We start from the raw sequence: 22,539 nt of genomic DNA on the forward strand, positions 1-22,539 counted from the left end.
CCCGCGCCGGCAAGGGCAAGGCGGCCGGCTCGCTGGCCACGGCGGTGCCATAAGCGCACCAGACTGCCGACCGTCCGCATCACCGGTATTGGAGCACTGGTTGCCGGCGAACGGCTGGCATCGGCGCTTCACAACTTGGCGCTGGTGCCGTCAGGCGGTGTCAAAGGAGCGTCGCTGATCGCACGCGGTCACTGTCCCGTCGCTTCTGGGCCCCTTGTCTTGGTCTACGATGCAGCAGAAGGGTTCGTGCTGGATGCCGCCCTGCCTTTCGCCTGGACCGGAGAGGCGGCCCCTCAAATGCCATCGGCCCAGGGTGCGATCGCCTGGGTCTGCCTGCCCCGAAAGGTATGCATGCCGGACCGATTCGAGGGCGCAGTTGGCCACGCTGCAAAACCACCACGCCAGTGTCAACAAGAAAATGCTGAGAAACGTTTGACATTGGCCGAGACCATTGCCGACGAGTAGGCCCGGCCTGGACCACCATGCGATGGCTTAAGGCGCTGCGCCGGCAGGGCCTGTGGTTGCTGCCGGCCGGCATGCTGGCGCTGGTGTTGGGGGTGGCCTGGCACGATCCCGGCATGGTGCGCGGCGTGCGGCATGCGGTGTTCGACCAGGCACAGCGCTGGTCGCCCCGCGTGTACGAGGAGGCGCCGGTGTTGATCGTCGACATCGATGAAGAAAGCCTGCGCCGCCTGGGCCAGTGGCCCTGGCCGCGCACCCGTGTCGCCGAGCTGGTTAGCCGCCTCCAACGGGCCGGCGCCGCCTCGGTCGGCCTGGACGTGGTGTTCGCCGAAGCCGATCGCACGTCGCCGCGCCAACTGCTGAAGTCAATCCGCCTGCCGCGCGAAGCCGCCGCAGCACTGGCTGCCCTGCCCGATCACGACGAGCTGCTGGCGGAAGTCCTGCGCGCCGGCCCGGTGGCCCTGGGCTTTGCGCTTGATGGCGCGGACGCCGCGGCAGGCACCTCGGCCGCAGGCCACAAGGATGCGGTCGACGACGACGCCGCGACCTGCCAGTCGCCGGCCGGCTTTGTCACCCTGGGCGGCGCCCCCGATGCGCAGCTGCGGGCATTTGCAGGCTGCGTGCAGAGCATTCCGGTGCTGACCCGCGCCGCGCAGGGCCACGGCGCGCTCAGCTTCATTCCGGACGAGGACGGCGTGCTGCGCCGCCTTCCCCTGCTGTTCGACTTGCAGGGGCGGCTGGTGCCTTCGCTGGCCGCCGAGACGCTGCGGCTGGCGGTGAATGCCCCGCGCTACACCGTGCAGGCGGCCGCCGACAACGGCGGCGTCATTGGGCTGATCGTCGGCAAGCTGCGGATCCCCACCACGGCCGAGGCCGGCATGTGGGTGCACTACACGCTGCCCCGGGCCGAACGTTACGTGCCGGCCTGGAAGGTGCTGGCCGGCGAAGTGCCGGCGAAGCGTCTGCAGGGGCAGATGGTGCTGGTGGGCACATCGGCACAGGGTCTGCTGGACCTGCGCTTCAGCCCTCTGGGGGGCATCATTCCCGGTGTGGAGGTGCATGCCCAGGCGCTGGAGCAAATCACCACGGGCCACTGGCTGCAGCGACCCGGTTGGGCCCCCGCGGTGGAGCTGATGGCTGTGGCATTGGGGGGCCTGTTGGTGGCCATCGCCGCCATGCGCTGCGGCGCGCTGGTGTCGGCGGCCGCCTTCGCGGCGCTGGCCACCACGCTGCTGGGCGGTGCCTGGCTGGCTTTTACGCGGCACGGCCTGCTGCTTGACACGATGTTGCCGACGCTCGGCATGCTGGCCGTGTTCCTGCCCACCACCGTGGTGCGACATGTGATGAGCGACCGACAGCAGCGCTGGGTGCGCCATGCGTTTGCGCGTTACGTGTCGCCCAACTTAGTGGACTACCTGATCGACCAGCCACAGGCGTTGGAGCTGGGCGGTCGCCGGCAGCGCTGCAGCTTTGTGTTTACCGACCTGGCGGGCTTCACCTCGGTGATGGAACGCATGGACCCGGCGCAGGCTGTGACCGTGCTCAACCAGTACTTGGACGGCATGATCGCGATCGCCTTCGCCCACGAGGGAACGCTAGACCGCATCGTCGGCGATGCGGTGGCCATTGTCTTTTCGGCTCCGGTGCAGCAGGCCGACCACGAACAACGAGCGGTGAACTGCGCGTTGGCCATGCACCGCTTTGCGCAGGACTACCTGGCTGCCCGGCGCGCCGAAGGCGTCGAGTTCTGTGAGACCCGCATCGGCGTGCATACCGGCGAGGTGATCGTGGGCAACTTCGGCGGTAACACCATCTTCGACTACCGGGCGTTGGGTGACCCGGTGAACACGGCCTCGCGCCTGGAAGGCGCTAACAAGTACCTCGGCACCCGCGTGTGCCTGTCGCAGGCCACGTTGGACGGCTGCCCCGATCTGCCCGTGCGCCCGGTAGGACGCCTGCGCGTGGCCGGCCGGCAAGAGCCGATCATGGTGTACGAGCCGATGGCCGCTACGGACGGTCAAGCCGTGCAGCAAGAAGCGTATGCCCAAGCTTATGCCGCGATGACCGCGGGGAACAGTGCGGCAGTGGGGAGTTTCCAGCGGCTGCATGAGGACAGCCCCGGCGACCGCCTTGTGCAACTCCACATGGCTCGCTTGAAGTCCGGCTCGACCGACAACGTGATTGAGCTGTCAAGCAAATGAACGGCGCCATGCAAGTCGGCACCCACCGCGGGACCAACGCCAGCGAGACGTTTCGTTCGTCTCAAGTGTACTCACCATGGCGCATCAGGACGTGCAAAGTGGGGAAGATCGCTTGATGTGCATGCTGCTCAGGGGAGCCGTTGATGACAGTGGGCGCACAAAGAGCGACCATTTCTCGACGTCAGAACCGCTGGGCCGGAGCCGATCATGGGCGCCCTCAAGGCGAGCCGCGTCCAGGCAACGACGACGCTGCGCAGCGTCCTGCTTTCCCACTGGCGACATTGCAACCGCCATACGGTCTTAACGTTTCAAGGCGGCGGCGCCGACGAACGCAAGGGCGGCATGACCGACGTGTACCACTTCAAATAACTCGCAAACGATCGGCATATCGATCGCAAACGACCAAGGCATGGTGACAGCTTCGCGCTTGAAGTAGCGTTCGTGTTCGGCCCGCCAGGAATCGAGCGTCCGGTCGCCCTCTCCCTCTGCGAAGGCAAACGCCGCTGTGACCTCGTCAAAAGGAACAATCTGCACTTCCACGGTGCGAATAAGGCAAAGTGGCGTCTTGTCCCCGGCTGTCATGACGCTGAGGTCGCCCGCGACTGGCAAAGGCTTTCCTTGCACAGCGTAAGACCATAAGGAGCTGGCAGTCCCGCGCTTTACGCCTGATAGCACCAAACCCGCCAGTGTGTCCGCAAGTGCGGCGCTGTCTCCAAACGAAAACGCCTCGTAAAAGCGCGCCGGATCGAGGCCGCCAACTGCGCGACTGGATTCGTCCCAAAATGACTGTGCGTACTGCGGTATCTTCAACATCGTTTCTCCCACAATTCGTTCTCGTCGATTCGACTGCGTGGTCGAGATCTGCTGAATCGAGCCGACCGTCTCAGGCGCAACGGCACCCCCTTAGCCCACTGCACGCCATTCGAACACTAGCGTTGAGGTTTCGTCTAAGTTGTTCACAAGCGCGCCGCGCACCATCCCCGCCTTCAACAGTACCTGGTGCGAGCGGTGATTTTCTGGCGCGGCGGTGGCCATGACATGTTGCAAACCCAATCGCCGCGCAGCGTGCTGTAGCAGTCCCGCCGCCACTTCCGTGGCGAGTCCTTGGCCCCAATGCACGCGGTGATACGCATACTTCAGTTCGGGCTGAGCTTGTCCCCCGGGGCGCACCAGGCCGCAGAAGCCGACGACCTCAAGTGAGCCCTTGAGCTCCACGGCGAACATGCCGTACCCATACCTGGTGTAGTTGTGCTGTGTCACGGCAAGCCACTGGACGCATTGATCCAGGGTGATGGGCTGGCCGGCACCTACCCACTGCATGGCGTCCGCATCACCGTACACCGCAAGCAGCGCAGGCAGGTCGGCCTCGCGCCATCGACGCACGATGCAGCGCTCGGTGGAAAACTCTTGGTCGGTCATGGCGCCTTGCGTGCAGCTTGCGCCACATATGCTTGCAGTTTCACTGGATCGAGCCGGCCTGCCGTCCGGACGCCAGAGCAGACGTCGAGTCCAAATGGCTGCACCCGGCGGATGGCCTCCGCCACGTTGTCTGCATCCAGTCCGCCCGCCAGGAACACCGGCCGGTTCGAACGCCTGACAAACGCCGCGCTCACCTCCCAGTCGTGAACCCGCCCTGTGCCCCCGAGCAACGGGACCGTCGCCGTCGGGCTGCCCGAGTCGAGCAGAAAGGCGTGCACATGCGGTTCGTACCCGGCCAGCAGGTCCAACGCCTCCTGCCCTTCGACGTGGATGACCTGAACCAGGCGCACATAGGGCAGCTTGCTCCGCAAGAGGGCAAGTTCAGACGGGTCCACATGGTTGACGACCTGCACGGTCGACACGCCGCATCGCAGCACGTGGTCGGCGATGGCCTGGGCCCGTCGTTCCTGGGTCAGCAGGAACGCCCACACGCCAGCCGGCAGGTCGCGGGCGATCCGGCCAATGAGGTCGTCGTCGATCACGCCGGGGCCGCTTGGCATGGCGCCCACCAGCCCCAGCGCGTCCGCGCCATGACGAACGGCCAGCGCAGCTTCTTCCTCGTTGCCAATGCAGCAGATCTTCAGTCTTGTTCTCATGGATGCCATGTCAGTCACAAGAGCGCGCCATGCGCAAGATCGGGTACGGCCGCCCTTGGCCGTCTACCTCAGTGCGCGCCACCGGGCGAAAGCCATGCCGTTCATAGAACCTCACGGCGGCGCCGTTCTGCTCGTTCACCTCCAACGACCGCAGGTCGTTGTGACACTCTGCGTGGCGCAGCAAGGCACTGCCATGGCCCTGACCTTGGAAGGCCGGGTGCACGAACAGCATCTCAAGGTGCGCATCCGCCACATGCATGAAGGCTGTGATCTGGCCAGCACGCGTCGCGATCGCCATCATCGGTTGGCACTGGGGCAACGCCTGCCTTAGCTCGGCTTCGATCGCATCGACATCCCCCGGCCGAAGGAAGTGATGGGTGGCCAACACGGAGGCGCGCCAGACTGCGATCAGCGCCTGCATCTGCGCCGCCGGATCCACCGGTACCACCTCCAAGTTGTCAGCGGCCGAGGAAGCCTGCTCACGGCGCTCCGGCCAGCGCATGACAAGCGCTGCACTGACGACGGTCTGCAGCGCCATGGCGACCGCCACTGCGGCCATCCCAAAGCTGGACAGGAAGGGCGCAACCGCCTGGGTCGCACCTGCGCTGACCAGCAACAGCATCAGGACCATCAGCGCGGAGGCACGCCCGACTTGCCGCGTTGGCACCTTCAGCGCCTCGCTGAAGGCAGCCGCGCCGCGCAGGCCCAGCAGCGCGCAGAACGCCATCCATGCCCCCATCAGCAGCGGCATCGGTAGCGCGTCCAGGCCAAGTGCCGCCGAGGTCAACAGGACACACAGAATCGCCTGTCCGCACGCGCCGGCCTGCACCATCCGCGGGGCCCCGATCCTGGAGTTGAGTTGCCCCGCTTGCGTCGCCACGAGCGCGAACGATGCAACACCCGCGGCTTGTAACGCAGGGAACGCGGCGCTGCCCCAGGCGTGCCGGTGCAGCAGCTGTGGCGCACTGGCAACAAATGTCATCAATGCCCCGAACGACAGCGCGTGCGCGAACGAGATCCGCATGAAGCGTGCATTGCGCAACAGCTTCAGGTAACCACCACCTCCCTTCGACCCCTCGGGCAGCTGCACTGGGGTGACACGCAGAGCGAACGGCAGTGACAGCAGAGCCAAAATCCCCACCACCGCGAATGTCCACCGCCAGTCCATCCACTGCAGTAAGAACGCGCCGACCACGGGTGCCGCGGCCGGCACCGTCGACTCAATGGCGCCGACCGCTGCGATGCCCCGCACGGCATCAGCGTCCGCCAAGCTCGTGCGCAGCACCGTAGGCACGATCACCGTGGCCGCACCGGCACTCACCCCTTGCAAGGCGCGCATCAGGAGCAGCAGCTCGAGCTGCTGCGCCGCGGCACAGCCAAAGCTGCCGATCACCAGGCCCAGGATGCCGAGACCGATACACAGGCGCGGGCCCAGGCGCTGCAGCAGTTCGCCCCAAACCAGCTGAGAGGCCGCCAGTCCGGCGAGGAACACTGCCACGGTGGTTTGGCCTTGGGCCACGGACAGGCCCAAGCCGCGCTGCAGCGCCGGCACGGCGGGCAAATACAAATCCATGGCAAGCATGCCGGTGGCAGTCAACACGGCCAAAGGCAACAGCATGCGCAAGACGTTGTTCGAACTCATAGACATGGCAACAAGAAACTCAGAACTGGCAGACACCGGCGCCTGACCCTTCGTCTCGCATCCCCGAGTAGGCCCGCACGCAGCGTAGGGGCAACGCACCGCTTGGCTGTGCATGGCTCGCCGGGAGTCACCCTTGCTTTGCGCTACGACAAGCCCGCCAACGCAGCGTATTGCAGCAGCATGATGGTCTTGCCGTCGGCAATGCGGCCGTCGGCCACCATCTGCAACGCTTCGGCCAACTCGAGCTCCAGCACCTCGATGTCCTCGCCCTCCCGCGCATCACCGCCACCTGCACCCACCCGGTCCTGCGGCGCGTAGTCGGCCATGAAGAAATGCAGCCGCTCGGTCACAGACCCCGGGCTCATGAAGGCCTCGAAGATCTTGCGCGGCGCGCGCACGGCATAGCCCGTCTCTTCCTGCGCCTCTCGCCGGATGGCGGTCAGCGCATCCTCGCCGTCCAGCAAACCGGCGCAGGCCTCGATGAGCATGCCGTCGGCACAGCCGTTCACGTAGGCCGGAAACCTGAACTGTCTCGTCAGGACCACCGTGCGCCGCCGCGGGTCGAAGAGCAGCAGCGCCGCGCCGTTGCCCCGGTCATAGGTCTCGCGCTGCTGCTCTTGCCAGCTGCCGTCCCGACGGCGGTAGGCGAACCGTGTCTTCTTCAGCAGATACCAGTCATCCGACAGCACCCGCTCTTCCAGGATGCGTACGCGTCCACCCATCGTGTCTTCATTCATGCCCGTGCGGTATCACGTTAAAACGTGCAGTTTCGTGCAATACTGAAGCCCACGCAACCCCGGCCCCTGTCGATGCTCACCGCACAACGCAAGCAGCTCATCCTCCATCGGCTGGCGCAGGAAGGCCAGGTGGTGGCAAAGGCACTGGCCGAGGAACTGGGCACATCGGAGGACACGATCCGCCGTGATCTTCGTGAATTGGCGCAGGCCGGCAAGCTGCTGCGGGTCCACGGTGGCGCGCTTCCAAGTGCGCCTGCGGCCGCCGACCTCAGCGTGCGCGAGCAGGTGTCGGTCACCGAGAAGCGTGCCCTGGGTCTGGCCGGCGCGGCGCTGGTCCGCCCGAGACAGGTCGTCATCCTCGACGGCGGCACCACCGCGCTGCAGCTGGCCCGTCAGCTGCCCCGTGGATTGCGGGCGACCTTCGTGACGCACAGCCCCACCGTCGCAATCGCACTGGCCGAGCACCCGGATATCGAGATACTGATGCTGGGCGGCCGGCTGTTCCGGCATTCGATGGTCAACGTGGGCGCGGCCCTGATCGACGCTGCGGCCCAGTTGCGTGCAGACCTCTACTTCATGGGCGTGACCGGCGTGCACCCACAGTCGGGCCTCACCACGGCCGATGCGGAGGAAGCGGCCGTCAAGCGGGCGCTGCACCTGCGCGCGGCCGAGACGATCGTGTTGGCCTCGCCCGAAAAGCTGATGGCGGCCTCCCCTTTTGTGATCGCGCCGCTGGGGGCCGCCGGCCGGGTGCTGGTGAACCCGGGCACACCGCAGAAGGTGGTGCGGGCGCTGCGGGCCGGTGGCGCTGAAGTTGTTCCACTTCCTGATACCGCGGCTCAGTCCTAGCGTGCGAGCGAGCCGGGGCATAAGCTGGGTTGCGGTAAACGTACCCCCTGGCCTGCACCCGACGGCGCGTGGGCAGAGCGGACGTCTAGGCCGGCCGCTATGGGTCGGTCTACTTGACAGTCGAGCGGCGTGCAACGAAGCCCATGGCAGCCATCCCGGCGAGCATCAGCAGGTAGCTGGAGGGTTCTAGCACGGGAGGCGTCGCCGCGTCGACGCCTGTATCGGACACATGCCGGACTGGTGGCCACTCCAGCGCTAGGAGCCCTCGCTGTGCTGTGCTTATACGGGTGCTTACGCCCTGGCCTCCGCTTGGTAACCGTCAGCACCGGCGCAGGGCTGGACTGCAACGGCACCAGTCCCGTCAGCCCTTGTACAGCGCGGGCCATCGCTTGATGAACACATTGTTGGGCGGCCGCCAGCAACGGCGCCGAGGTCCGAAGCTGGTCCATCAAGCAAGAGCGGCGCCGTCGGCGCTACGCCACACGCTGGAGCGAGTTGCTAACGGTGCGCGCCCCGGTGACGGGAGGTCAGGCCTAGCGGGCGAGCCTCAATGCGGGTGGATCCACAACTCATATGCAGATATCAACCGACAGGTCCCGGAAGCAGGAAACGCTCGACAGACTGCGTGCCTTGCGGGTTCTCCGCCACTGCTGCGGGGTGACCTGAACATGCCCTCAGCGAAGCACGGGATCGACGTGATCATCGTGCCCCACGAATTGCAAACGCAATAAGGATCCTTGTGGCGTGCCGTGTTGAACGCGCCGACGACTGCTTCCTGCGGGGGAAGGGCAAGCCCTGTTCGATTGATCGCTGACGAGCAGCTCTGTGCGGCGCCGACCACACCATGCACGCGGACTGCCACGCGGAAAGACGGTGCGAGGACCTGAACATCGAGGCTCGACTGGGTCAGTAGGACGGCAGGATTCGGTGTCGTTGCGCCCGCCAACGACCAGCATCAGGCCTGCGTTAGCTAACGTCGACGCACTGCCACCCAGCTCGAGCACCTGCCCGTCTGCAGCAGAGGAGAAACTCCACCGCCAAGAACAAGGGGGCATCGTCCTGAGAATTAGGGCGGTGCCCCCGCTGACAATGGCTGCATTCCCAGCTGGACAAATCCTACTTGTCCACCAGCAACGCCCACAATACCCACCCCATCAAAGACACACCCAGTTGTACTGCCAGCCACGCAAGGCGCTTGTTTGTCCGCCTGTCCGGCACGTACTTCAAGTCGGTGTCATCGCATAATTCGGGCACTGGTCCTCCCCTTGTAAGATGCATCCATGAGAATCAAACCGCCACGGCCGACGTTGATACTTGCACTGCTGGGAGCTGCGCTATCTGCATTTGCTCAGGGAAACGGGTCAGCACAAGCAAGATTGAGTGGCAAACGCCTGATCCTGGAAGGCAGCAGATGCGCAGGGTGGTCCTTTCAGGAAAAGAACGTGGTACTGCGTTATGACGAGGTCCTGTGTCAAGCTGCAGGCTCAGCAACCTTTGCCGCACGCGCTGCCTGGTCCGGAAGTAACAGTTTTTTGATCGTCGAGAACGCCCCGGACGGGACGTCGCCGACCACCCCACCCAGGGTCTGGATGTACAAGCTGGGCGACCAGGGCACAAGGTTGACGCTGCATGAAACGTGGCTCGGGTGGGGCGAACGACAGCCCAGCAAGGAGACCTACCTGATACGCTCGCCATAGGTGTATCCTTTGGCGTCGACAAGTTCAGCGGGTGCCCGCAACAGCCATGAAGTGTTTGTCCAGACGTCCCGTGGCCAGCTCGTCGTCAAACGCGCTGGCTATGGTTGCCAGCAGGTCCTGGCAACGGGCTGCCGGCTGAGCTGCTTCCTCAGACACAAACAGTCCGACGTGCTCATCGTGCATCGATATGACAACGGTCTGGTCGCATCCCGCTACGCTGAGCACGTTGACATTCACAACGGGGCTACCGCCCGTCCTGATCGCAATTTTTCCGCTGAATCGTTCGATCAAAAAGCGCCGCAACTCGTCTTGCATCCGTTCAGTGACCGGTTCAATGCGGTACTCGGAATGACGGCCGAAGTTTGTCAGTCGACCCTTCCAAGGAACATGCTTTGCATTCTTCTTGGGCTGCAACAGCTCACGCCCCGCCGAGTCTGAACGCCGTTCAAAGTAGTTGCTGATCCAGGCGAAATCAATGTCGTGCACGTCACGATAGCGCATGCGCTCCCAATCGATTTTCAATCCATAGGCATCGCCGCTTTCCAACTGCACGACAACCAGACCATCGTAGCGAAAGCCCGTCACTGGGTCGGACCCATGTGCCGGCACGACGTACTGCTTGCCACTCGGCGACAGCGCCACTGCACGCTGGCTGCTGCCGCCGTTCAAGCCCGCCAGCGGCAAGCCGGAGCCTGACGGCACCCATGGGCGAACACGGTGAATTTTGAGCTGCGCAACGTCAACAACCGCGTCATTGCTCGTGCGCAGCAGGCGGCCACCGCTCAACAGGGTGGCGGCATCCACTGAGGCGACGCGCTCGATGCCGAAGGTAGCCACGGCGCCGGGCTGCCCATTGTCGGCATCAAGCCATTGGAGCGAGGCCATGTTCGTGCTGGCGGGTCCAAGCGGGACGATCTGCAACCGCCCCTCCAGTTCGTAAACCAGGTGGAAGTCGGTAGTCACCGCGAGCAGAGCCGGTTGGCGGGCGCCATCCAGGCGCAGCACGCGCCAGAAGCGCGGCCCAACGCCTGGCACCACCACCTCCTGGTTGCGCCAACGCACGCTGAACGAGGTAACCTCGACTGTCTTGAACGGGTTTCCGCTGGTATTCGGAAACCCACCAGCAGGTACCCGCCGGCTCGAGGCGACGATCTCGAAGGGGCCGTGGCTCACCGATTGAGCTGGCCCACTTGGACCGACGGCCAGCGCGCCGCACCCGGCGACGAGAGCGGCGAACAGACCGGCAGACACCCAGCTCACCCAATGAGGAATGGGGGACATTTGTTCCAGCTGCTTGATGCGAAGTCAGACGGACACGTTCAGTGTGACGTCGACATTGGTCCGCGTGGCATTTGAGTAGGGACAAATTTGATGCGCGGCGTCGACCAGTTGGCTCGCCGCGGCGAACTCCCAGCCCGGCAATGACACATTCAGCACGGCCTCAATACCGAAGCCCACGACATCCCCGGCAAGGGGGCCGATGCTGACGTCGGCCATTACCGAAGCGTCCGACGGGACGTTTTTGCCCTGCTGTCCGGCAACGAACCTCATCGCACCGAGGAAACAGGCAGAGTAGCCGGCCGCAAACAGTTGCTCCGGATTGGTGCCCTCGCCGGTTCCACCCATCTCGCGTGGCGCCGCCAGCGTCACCTCCAACTTGCCGTCGTCCGACTTCGAATGTCCGTCCCGCCCACCCGTCGAGCTTGCATGGGCGGTGTACATTTTCTTGAGAATGGCCATTTGATATGTTCCTTACGCGCCGTCAGCGCGCATTGTGTTGATGAAATGTAGGATCAATCCCGGCGGCGCCGCTGCGCGGTGACGCCGATACTCAGCAAACCGATTGCCATCAAGGCGTAACTGGCCGGTTCCGGCACCGGCGTGGTGACGTCCGAGTAGGTCACGTTGTCGATGACCTCCGAAAAGCGGGGCAATGATTGCCCGTACTCGTCGGCCATATAGAACAGCGCGCTGTCAAAAGCAGCGCCCGAGTACTTGATCGTCTGATTGGCCACGTCGTCGCGGTTCATCTGCAGTGTCACTGTCGCAACAACCGCCTCGCCGAGTCCCAGTTGCAGCACGGCGATGGCGCCCGGGTTGGTGTAGGCAGGATCATCGTTGCCAAACAGGACGCTCATAGAACGTTGCGGCGCAGCAAACGCCATGAGAACGCCTCCCCGGCCAGGTGTCCCGGGGTCATACGACTCTAACGCTTGGCCTATTGAGCTGGCCCCATAGTCGTTGACGTAGACCGTACTGCTGGCGCCCGTGTTGGAGAAGGCGATGCCGCCGAAGCTGACGCCGTTGGCGTAAAACCCGGTCGGAACGCCGGTGAAATCAACTGTGGTGCTCGCCGCATGCACGGGCGACAGGGCCAAGGCACACAGTGCGGCGGCCGCACAGTTTCGTAAAATGAACATGGTGACTCCCGCCGGGGTGTACGCCGGCAATGCGTGAATGGATAAGGACGGGGATGCGCGGCCGGTGGCTTGTCGCATCGCCAGCTCATGCTAGCGACTGGAGGCCATTGCTCGAGCGTCCGGAGGACGCGCTGACAATCCGCTGACCAGCCGCTGACAACGTCGTGGTGTAGCGCCGTCAAACTTCGCTTGAGCAGTTCATGCGGAGGACCAAACCGTGACCATTCGCCGCTCCATTGAGTGCACCTGTCGCGACGATCCTGAACGACCTGGTGCAGGGCAACAGTCAGGCAGCGTCCACCGGACGGCGGGTATAACCACGACCGTCATCGACCGCTCGCCTCTCACGGCCAGCGAGTTCGCGACGCGATGCGGGTGCACTCTCCTTGATCGCCGCATCGACGGTGTCACGCGCCTGGTGGCCGCCGGGTCCTATGCCGATGCGCTGGTGAGTGCACAGAGCCTTCTAACAGCGCCAGCGCCAACACCTGAGGGACAAGCGAAGGTCCACCGGGTGGTCGCGGAATGCCTTCGATTAGGCGGTGCGCCAGCGTTGGCGATGCGACATGCGCGCTTGGGACTGTTTGCAGACGATACGACCGGCACAGTGCAGAGCGAGAAGGACGGTTTTCGGCCGCTCGCCGATGGGCCCGCCGCTGCTACCAAGCCGCTCCCGCCGGCATGGACAGGGCCGATGTGGAGGTGGCCTGTTGAACGTCGGCGATGCGGCTAGCCGGACATCAGCGCGGCAACGACCGGCACATCGCTGAGGTGCGAAAGACGCGCCCTCATGCTCTGGAGCAGCTGCTCGGCTTCCTTCTTCCGCCCATCCATCGTCAAGCGATCTCTCAGGGACAATGCCGCCCGCGCCTCCATAAGACTCGCACCTTGGGCCTGCGCTGCGGCGAGCGCTTGCCGGAATGCCTTGTCGGCAGCCGCCGGCTCGACTTCACCGTGCCCGTGCAGCCGGTGGAGCTCGGACGTGGCAAAGCCGTCGCCGCCCTGATTCGCGGCAGCCAGGCCCTCGCTTACGTACTTCGTCATCTCGTCTTGCAGTCCCGCAAGGCGATGTGTCTCGGCAACAACGGCGTGCAGGCCAGCCAGCCCCTGCTTGCTGCCTTGCTCCCTGTACTGTTTTAAGCCGTCCGCGGCAAGAGCAGCCCCCTCTTGCTTGCGGCCGAGAGCGGCCATCGCCCAGCCAAGGCCGATACGATGCGGCTGCAAAAACGGTGAAGCCCGTCGTGACTCGAGCAGGGTGACGCTTTCGGAAGCAACAACGAACGCACGCTCGGCGTCTGACCGGAAGTAGTGAGCGTAGACCTGAAACCAGCGTCCCATTCCGAAGGTGATGAGATCAGGACCGCGGGCGATCAAGGCATCAACTTCTCGATTCGCTGCCGCCTCCTGCTGCTGGCGCCCCAGCGTGGCAGCAACAAGGCAGAGATATGCCCAGGCCTCTGCGCGCGGGTCTCGCAACAGCACCACATCCGCCTCAAAACCTGTCAGCGACTCAATCGTTCGCCCGAAGTGGTCGGCGCTGTCTGTCAACCGGCCAAAGTGCAGCGCGTTGATACCCAGTGCGTTGTGTGCGACTGCACGCCCCAGCGCGCCTTCGTGGCGTGGGAGCTGATCAGCGAGCCGGGCAAACTTTTCGACCAGTTCGGTGGTTCCGTCGAGTCTTCCGGTGAAGTGGGTAAGCAGCGCGACCTGCCATAGGGACAGGGTGGCAGCACTGACCGGCAGTGTGTCCAAGCGTGCGAGCAGGTCTGCAACCAGTGAGCGGGCCGTTGTAGAGGCCATGCCGTGCTGCAGGATGGTCGCCGTCATGCGAACCGAAATCAGTCCTAGACGGTAGGCCTCGGCAAGGGGTCCCATGGGAGCGAGCAGTCCAAGCCCTTTTTCGGCAAGCATCAACGCCTCCCGAGCCGCTTGGCGAAGCAGTGCTGTTCTCGCAGCCGTCGCTAGATGACAGGCCGCTTCCATTGGCTGCCTGCCCTCTTCATGGTGCAATGCAAGCAACGCTGACATGTCGGGCCCCACGCCCCAATTCTTCTGAAGTGCCGCAGCGAGCCGACGATGCCGGTCAATTCTTGTAACGCTACCAGCCCGAGCGGCTAGCACATGGCGGATCACAGCATGACGAAACTTGCAGCGCATGGCGACGCGTCCATCTGGCAACGCGGAAACGCCGATTGCATGCAACCAGACTCGGCGTCTGGCCAAACGCTCGAGCTGGTCTTGGACAACGTCCGGAGCCGTCCCCAATGCGTCGGCCACCGACAGGTGATCAAACTCCTCGCCCGCCAGCGCCGCGACTTCAAGCAGCACACCAACATCTGCTGGCAGCCTTTGCAGCTGACGGTCGAACATGTCGCTGAGCTTGCTCGGCACGGACAGGCGAATCTCTGAATTGGGTGCAAGTCCAGGCTCCTCAGGCGCGATGCACTGCCGCGCCGGTCCAGGCTCGAGAAGCTCGTCCACGATGCTTAATGCAAACAGTGGCAAGCCTTCCGTGTAGCTGTGCAATCGCGCGACAAGCTCATCGGGGATTTGCTCGGAGCGGTGTCGTCCACGCACGAGGTGGCCCAAATCTGCTTCCGACAAGCCGTCCAATGGGATTTCTTGCAGGAGACCCCGCAGACCGAGCTCCTGCCGAAGATCCTGAAACGAGTGCTCGTTCGGCGTCAGATCGAGAGGTCTGAAGGTCAATACGAATAGGATGGCAGCCGGAGCCCGACGCCTCGCCATCGCGGCAAGCAGATGCACAGAGGCGGTGTCTGCCCAGTGCACGTCCTCGAGCAACCAAACCAGCGGACGCTCTCTTGCCAACCGTTCGCACAGCGCGGCAAACTCGCGCAACATGCGTTCAGGAGAAGCTCCTGCAACCTGCGCTTGCAGTCCAGGCCGCTCACGGTCAGGCAAGTGCCATGGCATGTGGATCAGCCAAAGCGGCGCTGTGTCTTGAAGCAGTTGCACGAGGTCTGGTTCCGAGCCACAGAGCTCATCCAGTGCGTTCAGCACTGGCAAATACGGCTCGTTGCCACCCCATCCGTCAACGCATTGCCCAGAAACAACACGCGCACCGTCGATGGAGGCAACAAAACGCTCGAGCAAGGTGCTCTTGCCGACGCCGGGATCGCCAGCGATGGCCACCAACTGTCGTTGCCCCGACTTCGCGCGCTCGAAATAAGTCCCGAGCAAGCTCAGTTCGCGTTGGCGTCCAACAATTCTGTCTGGAGCGTCTGTCTCGTCCGGCAGGGAGACGACGGGTGAGGCCGTCCCCGCAACTGCGAATCGGTACCCACGACCATGCACCGTATGGATCCAGGTGGGGTGTTTAGGGTCGTCACCCAGCGCTAGCCTCAGGTCAGCAATCTGGGTCTTGATGACGCCCTCGGTGATATACCTTGTGCCCCACACCGTGTCCAGCAGTTCCTCCTTGCTGAGCAACCTGCCTGGCTGCTCGATCAACGCAAGCAGCAGTGCAAACGCCTTTGGCTTCAGCTCGACGGGATGACCGCCGCGCAGTAGGCGCCCGGAAGCGCGGTCGAGCACGAAGGCCCCGAATCGGAGATTGCCGGCGTCGTTTGCCATGCGCGGATGCTATACGGCATTGGTAGCCGCTGGCCCCGAGGACCTGCTCTCATCGAAACCCGCCTTCCGGGCGCGTGCAGCCGCCTCCGCGAAGCCCTGCACCGCTGCTGCAATGCCCTGCAGCGGCCAAGGACAGGCTGGCTGATGGCCACATCCAGCCACAGCGTACGAAGGTCCAACCCGCCGGGACTTAAGCGTCGGCGCGGAGTCCGGTGTTAGCTTTTGTCTTCTCCTCAGACCGTCGAAGGGGCTCCCAAGCGGCCGCAAAGGGCCTCACCGTTAGCCTGTCGCCAGACGCTGAGACCGTAGCCGCATCACGATGCGGCATGCACCACAAAGGCTTACACGGGGACCAGAAGCGTCACCGCGGTAATCCTTAGCCAGGTCACCGGCCGACGCCACCGGATAAACAACGCGGCGTCCTCGGGCTCCAGACAGCGCCAATCGGGTTGGACTGCCAGTTCCGCCGCAGCTTCGTGGGCATCCGAATGAGGACGTCAACCCCCGTTCCCCAAGGGCTCGGACCGCCGTGACCGGTAGACGCCGCCCGCACCACCGCCACTTCTATGTCGTCGAGCTAGCCGACCAGGTCTGGAACGAGGCCCGGTTCCGACGCTGCAACCCCGACTACGAATTCGGCAAGCCGCTGGTGTCCGTGGGCATGACCGGCCTCGACCCGGACCTGCGCTTCGACCGCCACAAGGCGGGCATCCAAGCCAACCGCTACGTCTTCCGGTACGGCCAACGCCTCTTGCCCCACCTGTACGAGGTCTACAACCTCAGGCTCTATGCCGCGGCCTGTGAGATGGAGGTGGAGCTCGGCATTGCGCTGCGCGAGGCAGGTTATGGGGCCTGGCAAGGCTGATCATCACGGCAGCCACTGCACTTGGGGGACGGTCTGCTGCAGAGGCACACCGCTTGCTGATCAGCAACACCTTTCCCGCAGGAGCCCACATGGCCGACGACAAGACGCAAACCGCTGGACAAGACCGCGCCCGCATCAGCCTGAGCGAGGACTACGAGGTCCGTGACTGGTCGGAAAAATTCGGCGTCACGCCCGAGCAGCTGCACGCCGCGGTGCAAGCCGTCGGATCGATGGCCAAGGACGTTGAAGCGTACCTGCAGCGTTCGCGCTGACCTCGCCTGCCCGGCCCGAGACCGCCATGCGGGTGGCGACATGGAACATCAATCACGTCACAAAGCGACTGGACCGGTTGCTGGACTGGCTGGACCGCACGCAGCCGGACGTCGTCGCCCTCCAGGAGCTCAAGACCCCTACCGCTGAGTTCCCGGCGGCAGCGCTGAAGGCGGTGGGCTACGAGTCGCTGGTGGTCGGCCAGCGGACCTGGAACGGCGTGGCCCTCTTGGGCCGGGGCCATGAGCCCTTGCCGGTGACCACCGTGCTGCCGGGCGACCCGAAGGACAAACATGCGCGTTACGTGGAGGCCGCCATCAACGGCGTGCTGTTCGGCTGCCTCTACCTGCCCAACGGCAACCCATGGCCCGGCCCGAAGTTCGACTACAAGCTGCAGTGGTTTGAGCGCCTGCGGCAGCGCGCCGCGGCACTCTGGGCATCCGGCCAACCCGTGGTCCTGCTCGGCGACTGGAACGTCGTGCCCACCGACGCCGACATCTACAAGCCGGACACCTGGCGAGACAACGCCTTGCTGCAGCCGCAGGCACGCGAGGCGTTTGCCGCGGTTTTGTCACAAGGCTGGACCGATGCACTCCAGCGCGTGCATCCAAAGAAGACGCCCTTCACCTTCTGGGACTACCGGCGCAACCGGTGGGAACGCGACGCCGGCCTGCGCATCGATCACATCCTGGTGGGCGCCGGCCTGACCGTGGTTGACGCCGGTGTCGACCGCGAAGAACGCGGCCAGGACAACGCCAGCGACCACGCGCCCGTGTGGGCCGAGCTCCGGCCGGCCAAGGAAGCGGTTGGGCGCAAGGCGTCCAAGACAGCGGCCAAGCGGACGCCGAAGGCCTCGGAGTCCATGCCCGCGGCAACACCGGTCGAACCCCTGGCCCAGTACAACCGCAAACGCGACTTCAAGAAAACGGCCGAGCCGGCCGGGACGTTGGCACAGACCGCCGAGAACGAGGCGCTGCAGTTTGTCATCCAAAAACACTGGGCGTCCCGGCTGCACTACGACTTCCGCCTCGAACTGGACGGCGTCATGGTCAGCTGGGCCGTGCCCAAGGGGCCCTCCTACGACCCGGCGGTCAAGCAGATGGCGATCCACGTGGAGGACCATCCGCTGAGCTACAACACCTTTGAGGGGACCATCCCCAAGGGCGAATACGGCGGCGGGACCGTCATCGTGTGGGACCGCGGCACGTGGGAGCCGGTGGGTGACCCGCGAGCCGGTCTGGTCCAGGGCAAGGTGCTGTTCATGCTGCACGGTCAGAAGCTGGCCGGACTTTGGGAGTTGGTGCGCATCTCCAAGCCCGGCGAGAAGAAGCAGGACCAGTGGATGCTGTTTAAAAAGCGAGGCGACGCCTGGGCGCGCCCGCTGGCGGAGTACGACGTCATCACCGCCCTGCCCGACAGCGTCGTCGAGCGGCCGCTCGGGCTGGTCGAGGAACGCGAACCCCGTGCGCCGGCAGCCGCGAAGCTTGCCACCCCAACGCTAGCGGACCTGTCTCAAGCGGTTGACGCTCCCCTGCCCGCCACGCTGGCGCCGCAGCTTGCGACCCTGACCGCCGCCGCGCCGCCGGGCACCAACTGGGTGGCGGAGAACAAGTTCGACGGCTACCGGATGCTGGCCCGCATCGACAGCGGCACGGTGCGGCTCTTCACGCGCAATGGCAATGACTGGACCGCCAAGCTGCAGCAGCTGGCGACTGAAGTCGAGACCTTGGGCATCGACGATGCGTGGCTGGACGGCGAGATCGTGGTCTTGAACGACCACGGGGTGCCCGACTTCAACCGGTTGCAGAACGCGATCGACAACGCCCGCAGCCAGGACATCGTGTACTTTCTGTTTGATGCACCGTTTCTTGGCGGCCAGGACCTGCGCCAGGTGCCGTTGCTCAGTCGCCGTGCCGCGTTGAAGCAGATCATGGACAAGCGCGGCAACGACCGCGTCCGCTTCAGCGACGCCTTTGACGCCGCGCCTGCCCAACTGCTGGAAGCGGCATGCCAGATCGGCCTCGAAGGCATCCTGCTCAAGCGGGCGGACGCGCCCTACACCTCGGCCCGGTCGGAGACCTGGCTCAAGCTGAAGTGCCAGCAGCGCCAGGAGTTTGTGGTCATCGGCTTCACCGACCGCAGCGGCGCCCGCAACGAGGTCGGTGGCCTGCTGTTGGGCTACCACGAGGCAGGCAGCCTGCGCTATGGCGGATCGGTCGGCACGGGCTGGAGCACCAGCACCGGGCGGGAGCTGCACGCGCAGATGGTCCAGCTCGAGGTGAGCCAACCAGCGGTGGACCCGAGCACGGTCAAGCCCGGGCGCTGGTCCAAGCGCTCGGCGGGCACCGAGCGCTGGGTCAAGCCGGAGATGGTGGTGGAGGTGGCGTTCGCCGAATGGACGCCGGACGGCCATGTGCGCCATCCCACCTTCCGCGGTGTGCGATCGGACAAACCCGGCCGGGAGATCAAGCGCGAGCGTCCCAAGACGCCTGGCGTGGCCAACGGGCCGGCCAGCAAGCCAACCAGCGTCAAGGTCACCCATCCCGAACGGGTCATCGACCCAACCACAGGCCTGACCAAGGTGGAACTGGTGCGCTACTACGAGAGCATCGCCGAGTGGATGCTGCCGCACCTGAAAGACCGGCCGATCTCGCTGGTGCGGGCACCTACCGGCATTACCGGCGAGCTGTTTTTCCAGAAGCACCCGGAGACCAAGATGCCGGGCATGACGGAGCTGGATCCGGCCCTGTGGCCGGGGCACTCGGCGCTGCTGGCGGTCAACCGCGCCGAGTCCCTGGTCGCGGCGGCGCAAATGAACACGGTCGAGTTCCACACCTGGAACTCCACGGCGACGCGCATCAACTCGCCGGACCGGGTCATTTTTGACCTGGACCCCGGGGAGGGCACCACCTGGGCCCACATCCAGGAGGCGGCGCTGCTGATGCGGTCGATGCTGCAGGAGCTGGGCCTGAACAGCTGGCTCAAGACCTCCGGCGGCAAGGGGCTGCACGTGGTGGTGCCGCTGGCGCCCAAGCGGGACTACACGGTCGTCAGAGGCTTCTCGCAGGCGGTTGTACAGCACATGGCGCGGGTGATCCCGCAGCGATTTGTAGCCAAGAGTGGCGGCAGCAACCGGGTGGGCAAGATCTTCATCGACTACCTGCGCAACGGGCATGGGCAGACCACAGCGGCGGCGTTCTCGGCTCGCTCACGGCCGGGCCTGGGCGTGTCCATGCCGGTGTCGTGGGAGCAACTGATGTCGCTCAAAAGCGGGTCGCAGTGGACGATCCTCACGGCACGGGAGTACCTGTCGTTCCAGAAGCTCGACCCGTGGAGCGACTACTGGACGGCGCGACAGACGCTCACCGCCGCCATGAAGAAGCTGGGATACACCCCATAAGACTTTGGGATGAGCTGGGCCAGCGGAAGCCATCAAATGCCTGAGCAACCCAGGTGAGCGCCACTCAGTTTAAATGCGGGTAGCTGACGAGGCTACCCTACGACGGGAACGAGGGCTGCTCCTAGACCCGTTTTTTCACCGGGAAACGACAGTTGTCGACGTCGGGGCCGGGCTTCGACTGCCGCTTTGCACCCCAGGGTTGGACACGGTGAGCGCTAAAGGCGGACAGCAGATGGCCGAAAACGACAGATCGTGAGTCCGCTGTTGCGTCGCTGTTGGCTGATTTTGCTCCGCTGCGTGCTGCTTCTGGCAGCGGCGGGCGTTGTCGCTCCTGCCGCGCACGGCCGTGCGCTCAGCGTCCCGCTGGAGACTGGCAGCCAGACGATCGACGTGCGGAACCATATCCAGTACCTGATCGAAGAGCAAGGCGAAGCACTCACGCCGGCGGCTGCGTCCGACACAGCCTCTCCCGGCCGCTGGCAAACCAATGCTGGCAGGCACCTGTACCTCGGCCGCAAGGCAGTGCCGGTCTGGGTGCGCCTGACGGTGGCGAACCCGTCGCCCCACCATGCAGATTGGACGGTGAGGATCGGCTCGCCCTTGATTCAAAGCGCACGCATCTACACCCGCGTGGCCGGCACTACCGAGTGGATCGCAGGGGACGAGTCAGGCAGCACGGTGCCTTCACACTTGCGGCCACTCAAGGCACCGGTGCCGTTGCTGCCATTCAGCGCCAAGCCCCATGCGCAAAGCGAGCTCTTGATTCGCATCGACAGCGACGCGGCACTGACGCTACCGATCTCGATCTGGGAAAAGTCCGCACTCGAGCGCTATCGGCACGACCAAGCGGTGTTGATCGGACTGTTGCTCGGCGCAATCGCCGTCATGGTGCTCTACAACGCATCGCTCGCCCTTTTTACGCACGAGGCGAGGTACAGAACCTACACCGCTTACCTGGTCACGGTGCTGCTGTACGAGCTGGCTGCGACCGGCTACGGTCCGTTGTACCTGTGGGGCGCCTTCCCATTACTGACCCTGCGCGCGTATGAGTGTTTCGCATGCCTCAGCTTCTTGGCGGCCTGCGTCTTTGCCCGCGAATTCCTCGATCTGGCGCGGGCACCCGCGCATATAAACTGGGCAAGCCGAGTACTGATGGCACTTTGGACGGTTTTGGCGGCGCTCGCACCGTTCGTCGTCTCGCCGCTGTTTGGGATGTCCATGGCCGCGGCCGCTCTTGTCACGAACGTCGTGGCTATGTACACCGCGATCCGGCTCAGCGCACAGGGCGACACGTCAGCGCGTCAGTTTTTCTTAGCATGGTCACTATTGTTGATCGGTACGTTCGTCCGCCTCTTCTGCTTGGCAGGATGGATCGACAGCAACGCCTGGACCGAAAGCGCGCAGCACGTTGGCTTTCTTCTAGAAATCGTGCTGCTATCGGTGGCACTGGCCCACCGCATCCGGCGCGCGCGGTTGGCCCAAACGGCGGCGACCGCAGAACGGCTTCGGCTGGCGGAAGCCGTTCACTTGGAAAGGCAGAAGAGGATCGAGGCGCAGGACGCAGCATTGGCAGCACAACGCCGGATGACCGCCGAGCTGGAGCGTCGGGTGGACGAAAGGACCGTCGCCCTCTTGAACACGATGCGAAAGTTGGAGGACGCCAACCGTCAGCTCGCCGAGCTCAGCACGACCGACGCCCTGACGGGGCTACCGAATAGGCGCCGCTTCGACGAACAGGTTGCCGAGGAGTTCGGCCGGGCACAGCGCAACGGCTCGATGGTGGCCGTGTTCATGGTCGACGTGGACCATTTCAAAAATGTCAACGACGAGCACGGTCACCCTGCAGGGGACCAATGCCTGCAATTGGTCGCCGACACGTTGAGGCAGGCCGCTGGGCGCGCTGCTGACATCGTTGCCCGCTATGGCGGTGAAGAATTTGTGGTGCTGGCGCATTGCACCGACGAAGCCGGCGCCAACGCGCTGGCCGAGCGCATGCGCGCCGAGGTCGCACGGCTAGACTTCATACGCGCAGGATTGAGGGTGCCGGTGACGGTCAGTGTGGGCTTGCACACAACCGTCCCAAGAGCGAACCAAGCCCATGAGGCAGCGCTTAGGCAAGCCGACGTTGCGCTGTACCTCGCCAAGAGGCTGGGCAGAAACCGCGTCGCAGCGGCTTGACGCTTTGAAGTTGAAGCTTGCGCACGACCAGCGATTGGTCTGCCGACTCCACGCGCGCCAACCAGTCTCAACGACCAGAGCGCGGCGGTGGCCCACCCGAGCACCGGTGGGGGCAATGGTGGGTTACGCGACTGGAAAAAGCTCGCGCC

At 64.6% G+C, this 22,539-nt stretch carries 17 protein-coding genes and 1 pseudogene; 8 read left to right on the forward strand and 10 right to left on the reverse strand.

The annotated features are described in order from the left end of the window. Both VO99_RS31605 and VO99_RS26495 read left to right on the forward strand, forming a co-directional pair. On the forward strand, window positions 1–465 hold a 465-nt coding region (locus VO99_RS31605; RefSeq protein ID WP_232315577.1), incomplete at its 5' end, for a hypothetical protein. 71 nt (window positions 466–536) lie between these two features. Then, window positions 537–2,663 (forward strand): CHASE2 domain-containing protein, encoded by a 2,127-nt coding sequence (locus VO99_RS26495; RefSeq protein ID WP_232315579.1) that lies wholly within the window; start codon window positions 537–539, stop codon window positions 2,661–2,663. A gap of 300 nt (window positions 2,664–2,963) precedes the next feature. Here the strand turns inward: VO99_RS26495 and VO99_RS26500 are convergent, their stop codons facing one another. The 5 genes from VO99_RS26500 to VO99_RS26520 form a co-directional block, all read right to left on the reverse strand. Then, the gene (locus VO99_RS26500) at window positions 2,964–3,476 is read right to left on the reverse strand and encodes an ASCH domain-containing protein (protein ID WP_046115977.1); all 513 of its coding nucleotides are present in this window, start codon (window positions 3,474–3,476) and stop codon (window positions 2,964–2,966) included. Window positions 3,477–3,566: 90 nt separating this feature from the next. Next, a complete protein-coding gene (locus VO99_RS26505; protein ID WP_052736655.1) occupies window positions 3,567–4,082 on the reverse strand; it encodes a GNAT family N-acetyltransferase in 516 nt (171 codons plus the stop codon). Further along, window positions 4,079–4,738 carry a phosphoribosylanthranilate isomerase gene (locus VO99_RS26510; protein WP_083440967.1) on the reverse strand — a complete coding sequence of 220 codons (660 nt, stop codon included), beginning with the start codon at window positions 4,736–4,738 and terminating at the stop codon, window positions 4,079–4,081. Before VO99_RS26510 ends, VO99_RS26505 begins: the two co-directional genes overlap by 4 nt. Before the next feature lie 10 nt (window positions 4,739–4,748). After that, window positions 4,749–6,386: an MFS transporter gene (locus VO99_RS26515; protein ID WP_052736656.1), complete on the reverse strand. Its 1,638-nt coding sequence runs from the start codon at window positions 6,384–6,386 to the stop codon at window positions 4,749–4,751. A gap of 137 nt (window positions 6,387–6,523) precedes the next feature. After that, entirely contained in the window at window positions 6,524–7,117 is a 594-nt protein-coding gene (locus tag VO99_RS26520; RefSeq protein ID WP_232315581.1) for an NUDIX domain-containing protein, read from the reverse strand. 72 nt (window positions 7,118–7,189) lie between these two features. On the opposite strand from VO99_RS26520, the gene VO99_RS26525 reads away from it, so the two are divergent. Next, window positions 7,190–7,966, forward strand: a complete 777-nt coding sequence (locus tag VO99_RS26525; protein ID WP_046115979.1) for a DeoR/GlpR family DNA-binding transcription regulator — start codon at window positions 7,190–7,192, stop codon at window positions 7,964–7,966. A gap of 109 nt (window positions 7,967–8,075) precedes the next feature. On the opposite strand, the gene VO99_RS32065 is transcribed toward VO99_RS26525, so the two are convergent. Next, window positions 8,076–8,195 (reverse strand): PEP-CTERM sorting domain-containing protein, encoded by a 120-nt coding sequence (locus tag VO99_RS32065; RefSeq protein WP_083440963.1) that lies wholly within the window; start codon window positions 8,193–8,195, stop codon window positions 8,076–8,078. Between the two features lie 197 nt (window positions 8,196–8,392). Here VO99_RS32065 and VO99_RS32070 point away from each other — a divergent pair. Continuing rightward, window positions 8,393–8,503: pseudogene (locus tag VO99_RS32070) on the forward strand (DUF4113 domain-containing protein); the annotation flags it as partial. A gap of 1,184 nt (window positions 8,504–9,687) precedes the next feature. Here the strand turns inward: VO99_RS32070 and VO99_RS26530 are convergent. The 4 genes from VO99_RS26530 to VO99_RS29900 all read right to left on the reverse strand — a co-directional run bounded on the left by VO99_RS26530 (window position 9,688) and on the right by VO99_RS29900 (window position 15,677). Then, window positions 9,688–10,944, reverse strand: a complete 1,257-nt coding sequence (locus tag VO99_RS26530) for a hypothetical protein (RefSeq protein ID WP_157039811.1) — start codon at window positions 10,942–10,944, stop codon at window positions 9,688–9,690. Window positions 10,945–10,968: 24 nt separating this feature from the next. Next, window positions 10,969–11,403 (reverse strand): organic hydroperoxide resistance protein, encoded by a 435-nt coding sequence (locus VO99_RS26535; RefSeq protein WP_046115981.1) that lies wholly within the window; start codon window positions 11,401–11,403, stop codon window positions 10,969–10,971. Between the two features lie 53 nt (window positions 11,404–11,456). Continuing rightward, window positions 11,457–12,161: a PEP-CTERM sorting domain-containing protein gene (locus VO99_RS29895; RefSeq protein WP_083440964.1), complete on the reverse strand. Its 705-nt coding sequence runs from the start codon at window positions 12,159–12,161 to the stop codon at window positions 11,457–11,459. Between the two features lie 651 nt (window positions 12,162–12,812). Then, entirely contained in the window at window positions 12,813–15,677 is a 2,865-nt protein-coding gene (locus tag VO99_RS29900) for an AAA family ATPase (RefSeq protein ID WP_083440965.1), read from the reverse strand. A gap of 529 nt (window positions 15,678–16,206) precedes the next feature. Here VO99_RS29900 and VO99_RS26560 point away from each other — a divergent pair. The 4 genes from VO99_RS26560 to VO99_RS26575 all read left to right on the forward strand — a co-directional run bounded on the left by VO99_RS26560 (window position 16,207) and on the right by VO99_RS26575 (window position 22,390). Further along, window positions 16,207–16,542, forward strand: coding sequence for a hypothetical protein (locus tag VO99_RS26560; RefSeq protein ID WP_046115986.1), 336 nt, complete (start codon window positions 16,207–16,209; stop codon window positions 16,540–16,542). Window positions 16,543–16,631: 89 nt separating this feature from the next. After that, entirely contained in the window at window positions 16,632–16,814 is a 183-nt protein-coding gene (locus VO99_RS26565; RefSeq protein ID WP_046115987.1) for a DUF3606 domain-containing protein, read from the forward strand. A gap of 26 nt (window positions 16,815–16,840) precedes the next feature. After that, window positions 16,841–20,212 (forward strand): DNA ligase D, encoded by a 3,372-nt coding sequence (gene ligD / locus VO99_RS26570; protein WP_046115988.1) that lies wholly within the window; start codon window positions 16,841–16,843, stop codon window positions 20,210–20,212. 252 nt (window positions 20,213–20,464) lie between these two features. Then, a complete protein-coding gene (locus VO99_RS26575; protein ID WP_083440966.1) occupies window positions 20,465–22,390 on the forward strand; it encodes a sensor domain-containing diguanylate cyclase in 1,926 nt (641 codons plus the stop codon). The last annotated feature ends 149 nt before the right edge of the window (window positions 22,391–22,539 follow it).

The organism is Aquincola tertiaricarbonis, from assembly GCF_000969605.1.
GTDB classification, from domain to species: Bacteria; Pseudomonadota; Gammaproteobacteria; order Burkholderiales; family Burkholderiaceae_C; genus Aquincola; species Aquincola tertiaricarbonis.

Excerpts from the sequence above, each read along its gene's own strand:
- VO99_RS26535 (WP_046115981.1), bottom strand. The coding sequence starts at position 11,403 with ATGGCCATTCTCAAGAAAATGTACACCGCCCATGCAAGCTCGACGGGT.
- VO99_RS29895 (WP_083440964.1), bottom strand. The coding sequence starts at position 12,161 with ATGCGACAAGCCACCGGCCGCGCATCCCCGTCCTTATCCATTCACGCA.
- VO99_RS26520 (WP_232315581.1), bottom strand. The coding sequence starts at position 7,117 with ATGAATGAAGACACGATGGGTGGACGCGTACGCATCCTGGAAGAGCGG.
- VO99_RS26510 (WP_083440967.1), bottom strand. The coding sequence starts at position 4,738 with ATGAGAACAAGACTGAAGATCTGCTGCATTGGCAACGAGGAAGAAGCT.
- VO99_RS26565 (WP_046115987.1), top strand. The coding sequence starts at position 16,632 with ATGGCCGACGACAAGACGCAAACCGCTGGACAAGACCGCGCCCGCATC.
- VO99_RS26525 (WP_046115979.1), top strand. The coding sequence starts at position 7,190 with ATGCTCACCGCACAACGCAAGCAGCTCATCCTCCATCGGCTGGCGCAG.
- VO99_RS29900 (WP_083440965.1), bottom strand. The coding sequence starts at position 15,677 with ATGGCAAACGACGCCGGCAATCTCCGATTCGGGGCCTTCGTGCTCGAC.
- VO99_RS26500 (WP_046115977.1), bottom strand. The coding sequence starts at position 3,476 with ATGTTGAAGATACCGCAGTACGCACAGTCATTTTGGGACGAATCCAGT.
- ligD (WP_046115988.1), top strand. The coding sequence starts at position 16,841 with ATGCGGGTGGCGACATGGAACATCAATCACGTCACAAAGCGACTGGAC.
- VO99_RS26495 (WP_232315579.1), top strand. The coding sequence starts at position 537 with ATGCTGGCGCTGGTGTTGGGGGTGGCCTGGCACGATCCCGGCATGGTG.
- VO99_RS26515 (WP_052736656.1), bottom strand. The coding sequence starts at position 6,386 with ATGTCTATGAGTTCGAACAACGTCTTGCGCATGCTGTTGCCTTTGGCC.
- VO99_RS26530 (WP_157039811.1), bottom strand. The coding sequence starts at position 10,944 with ATGTCCCCCATTCCTCATTGGGTGAGCTGGGTGTCTGCCGGTCTGTTC.
- VO99_RS26505 (WP_052736655.1), bottom strand. The coding sequence starts at position 4,082 with ATGACCGACCAAGAGTTTTCCACCGAGCGCTGCATCGTGCGTCGATGG.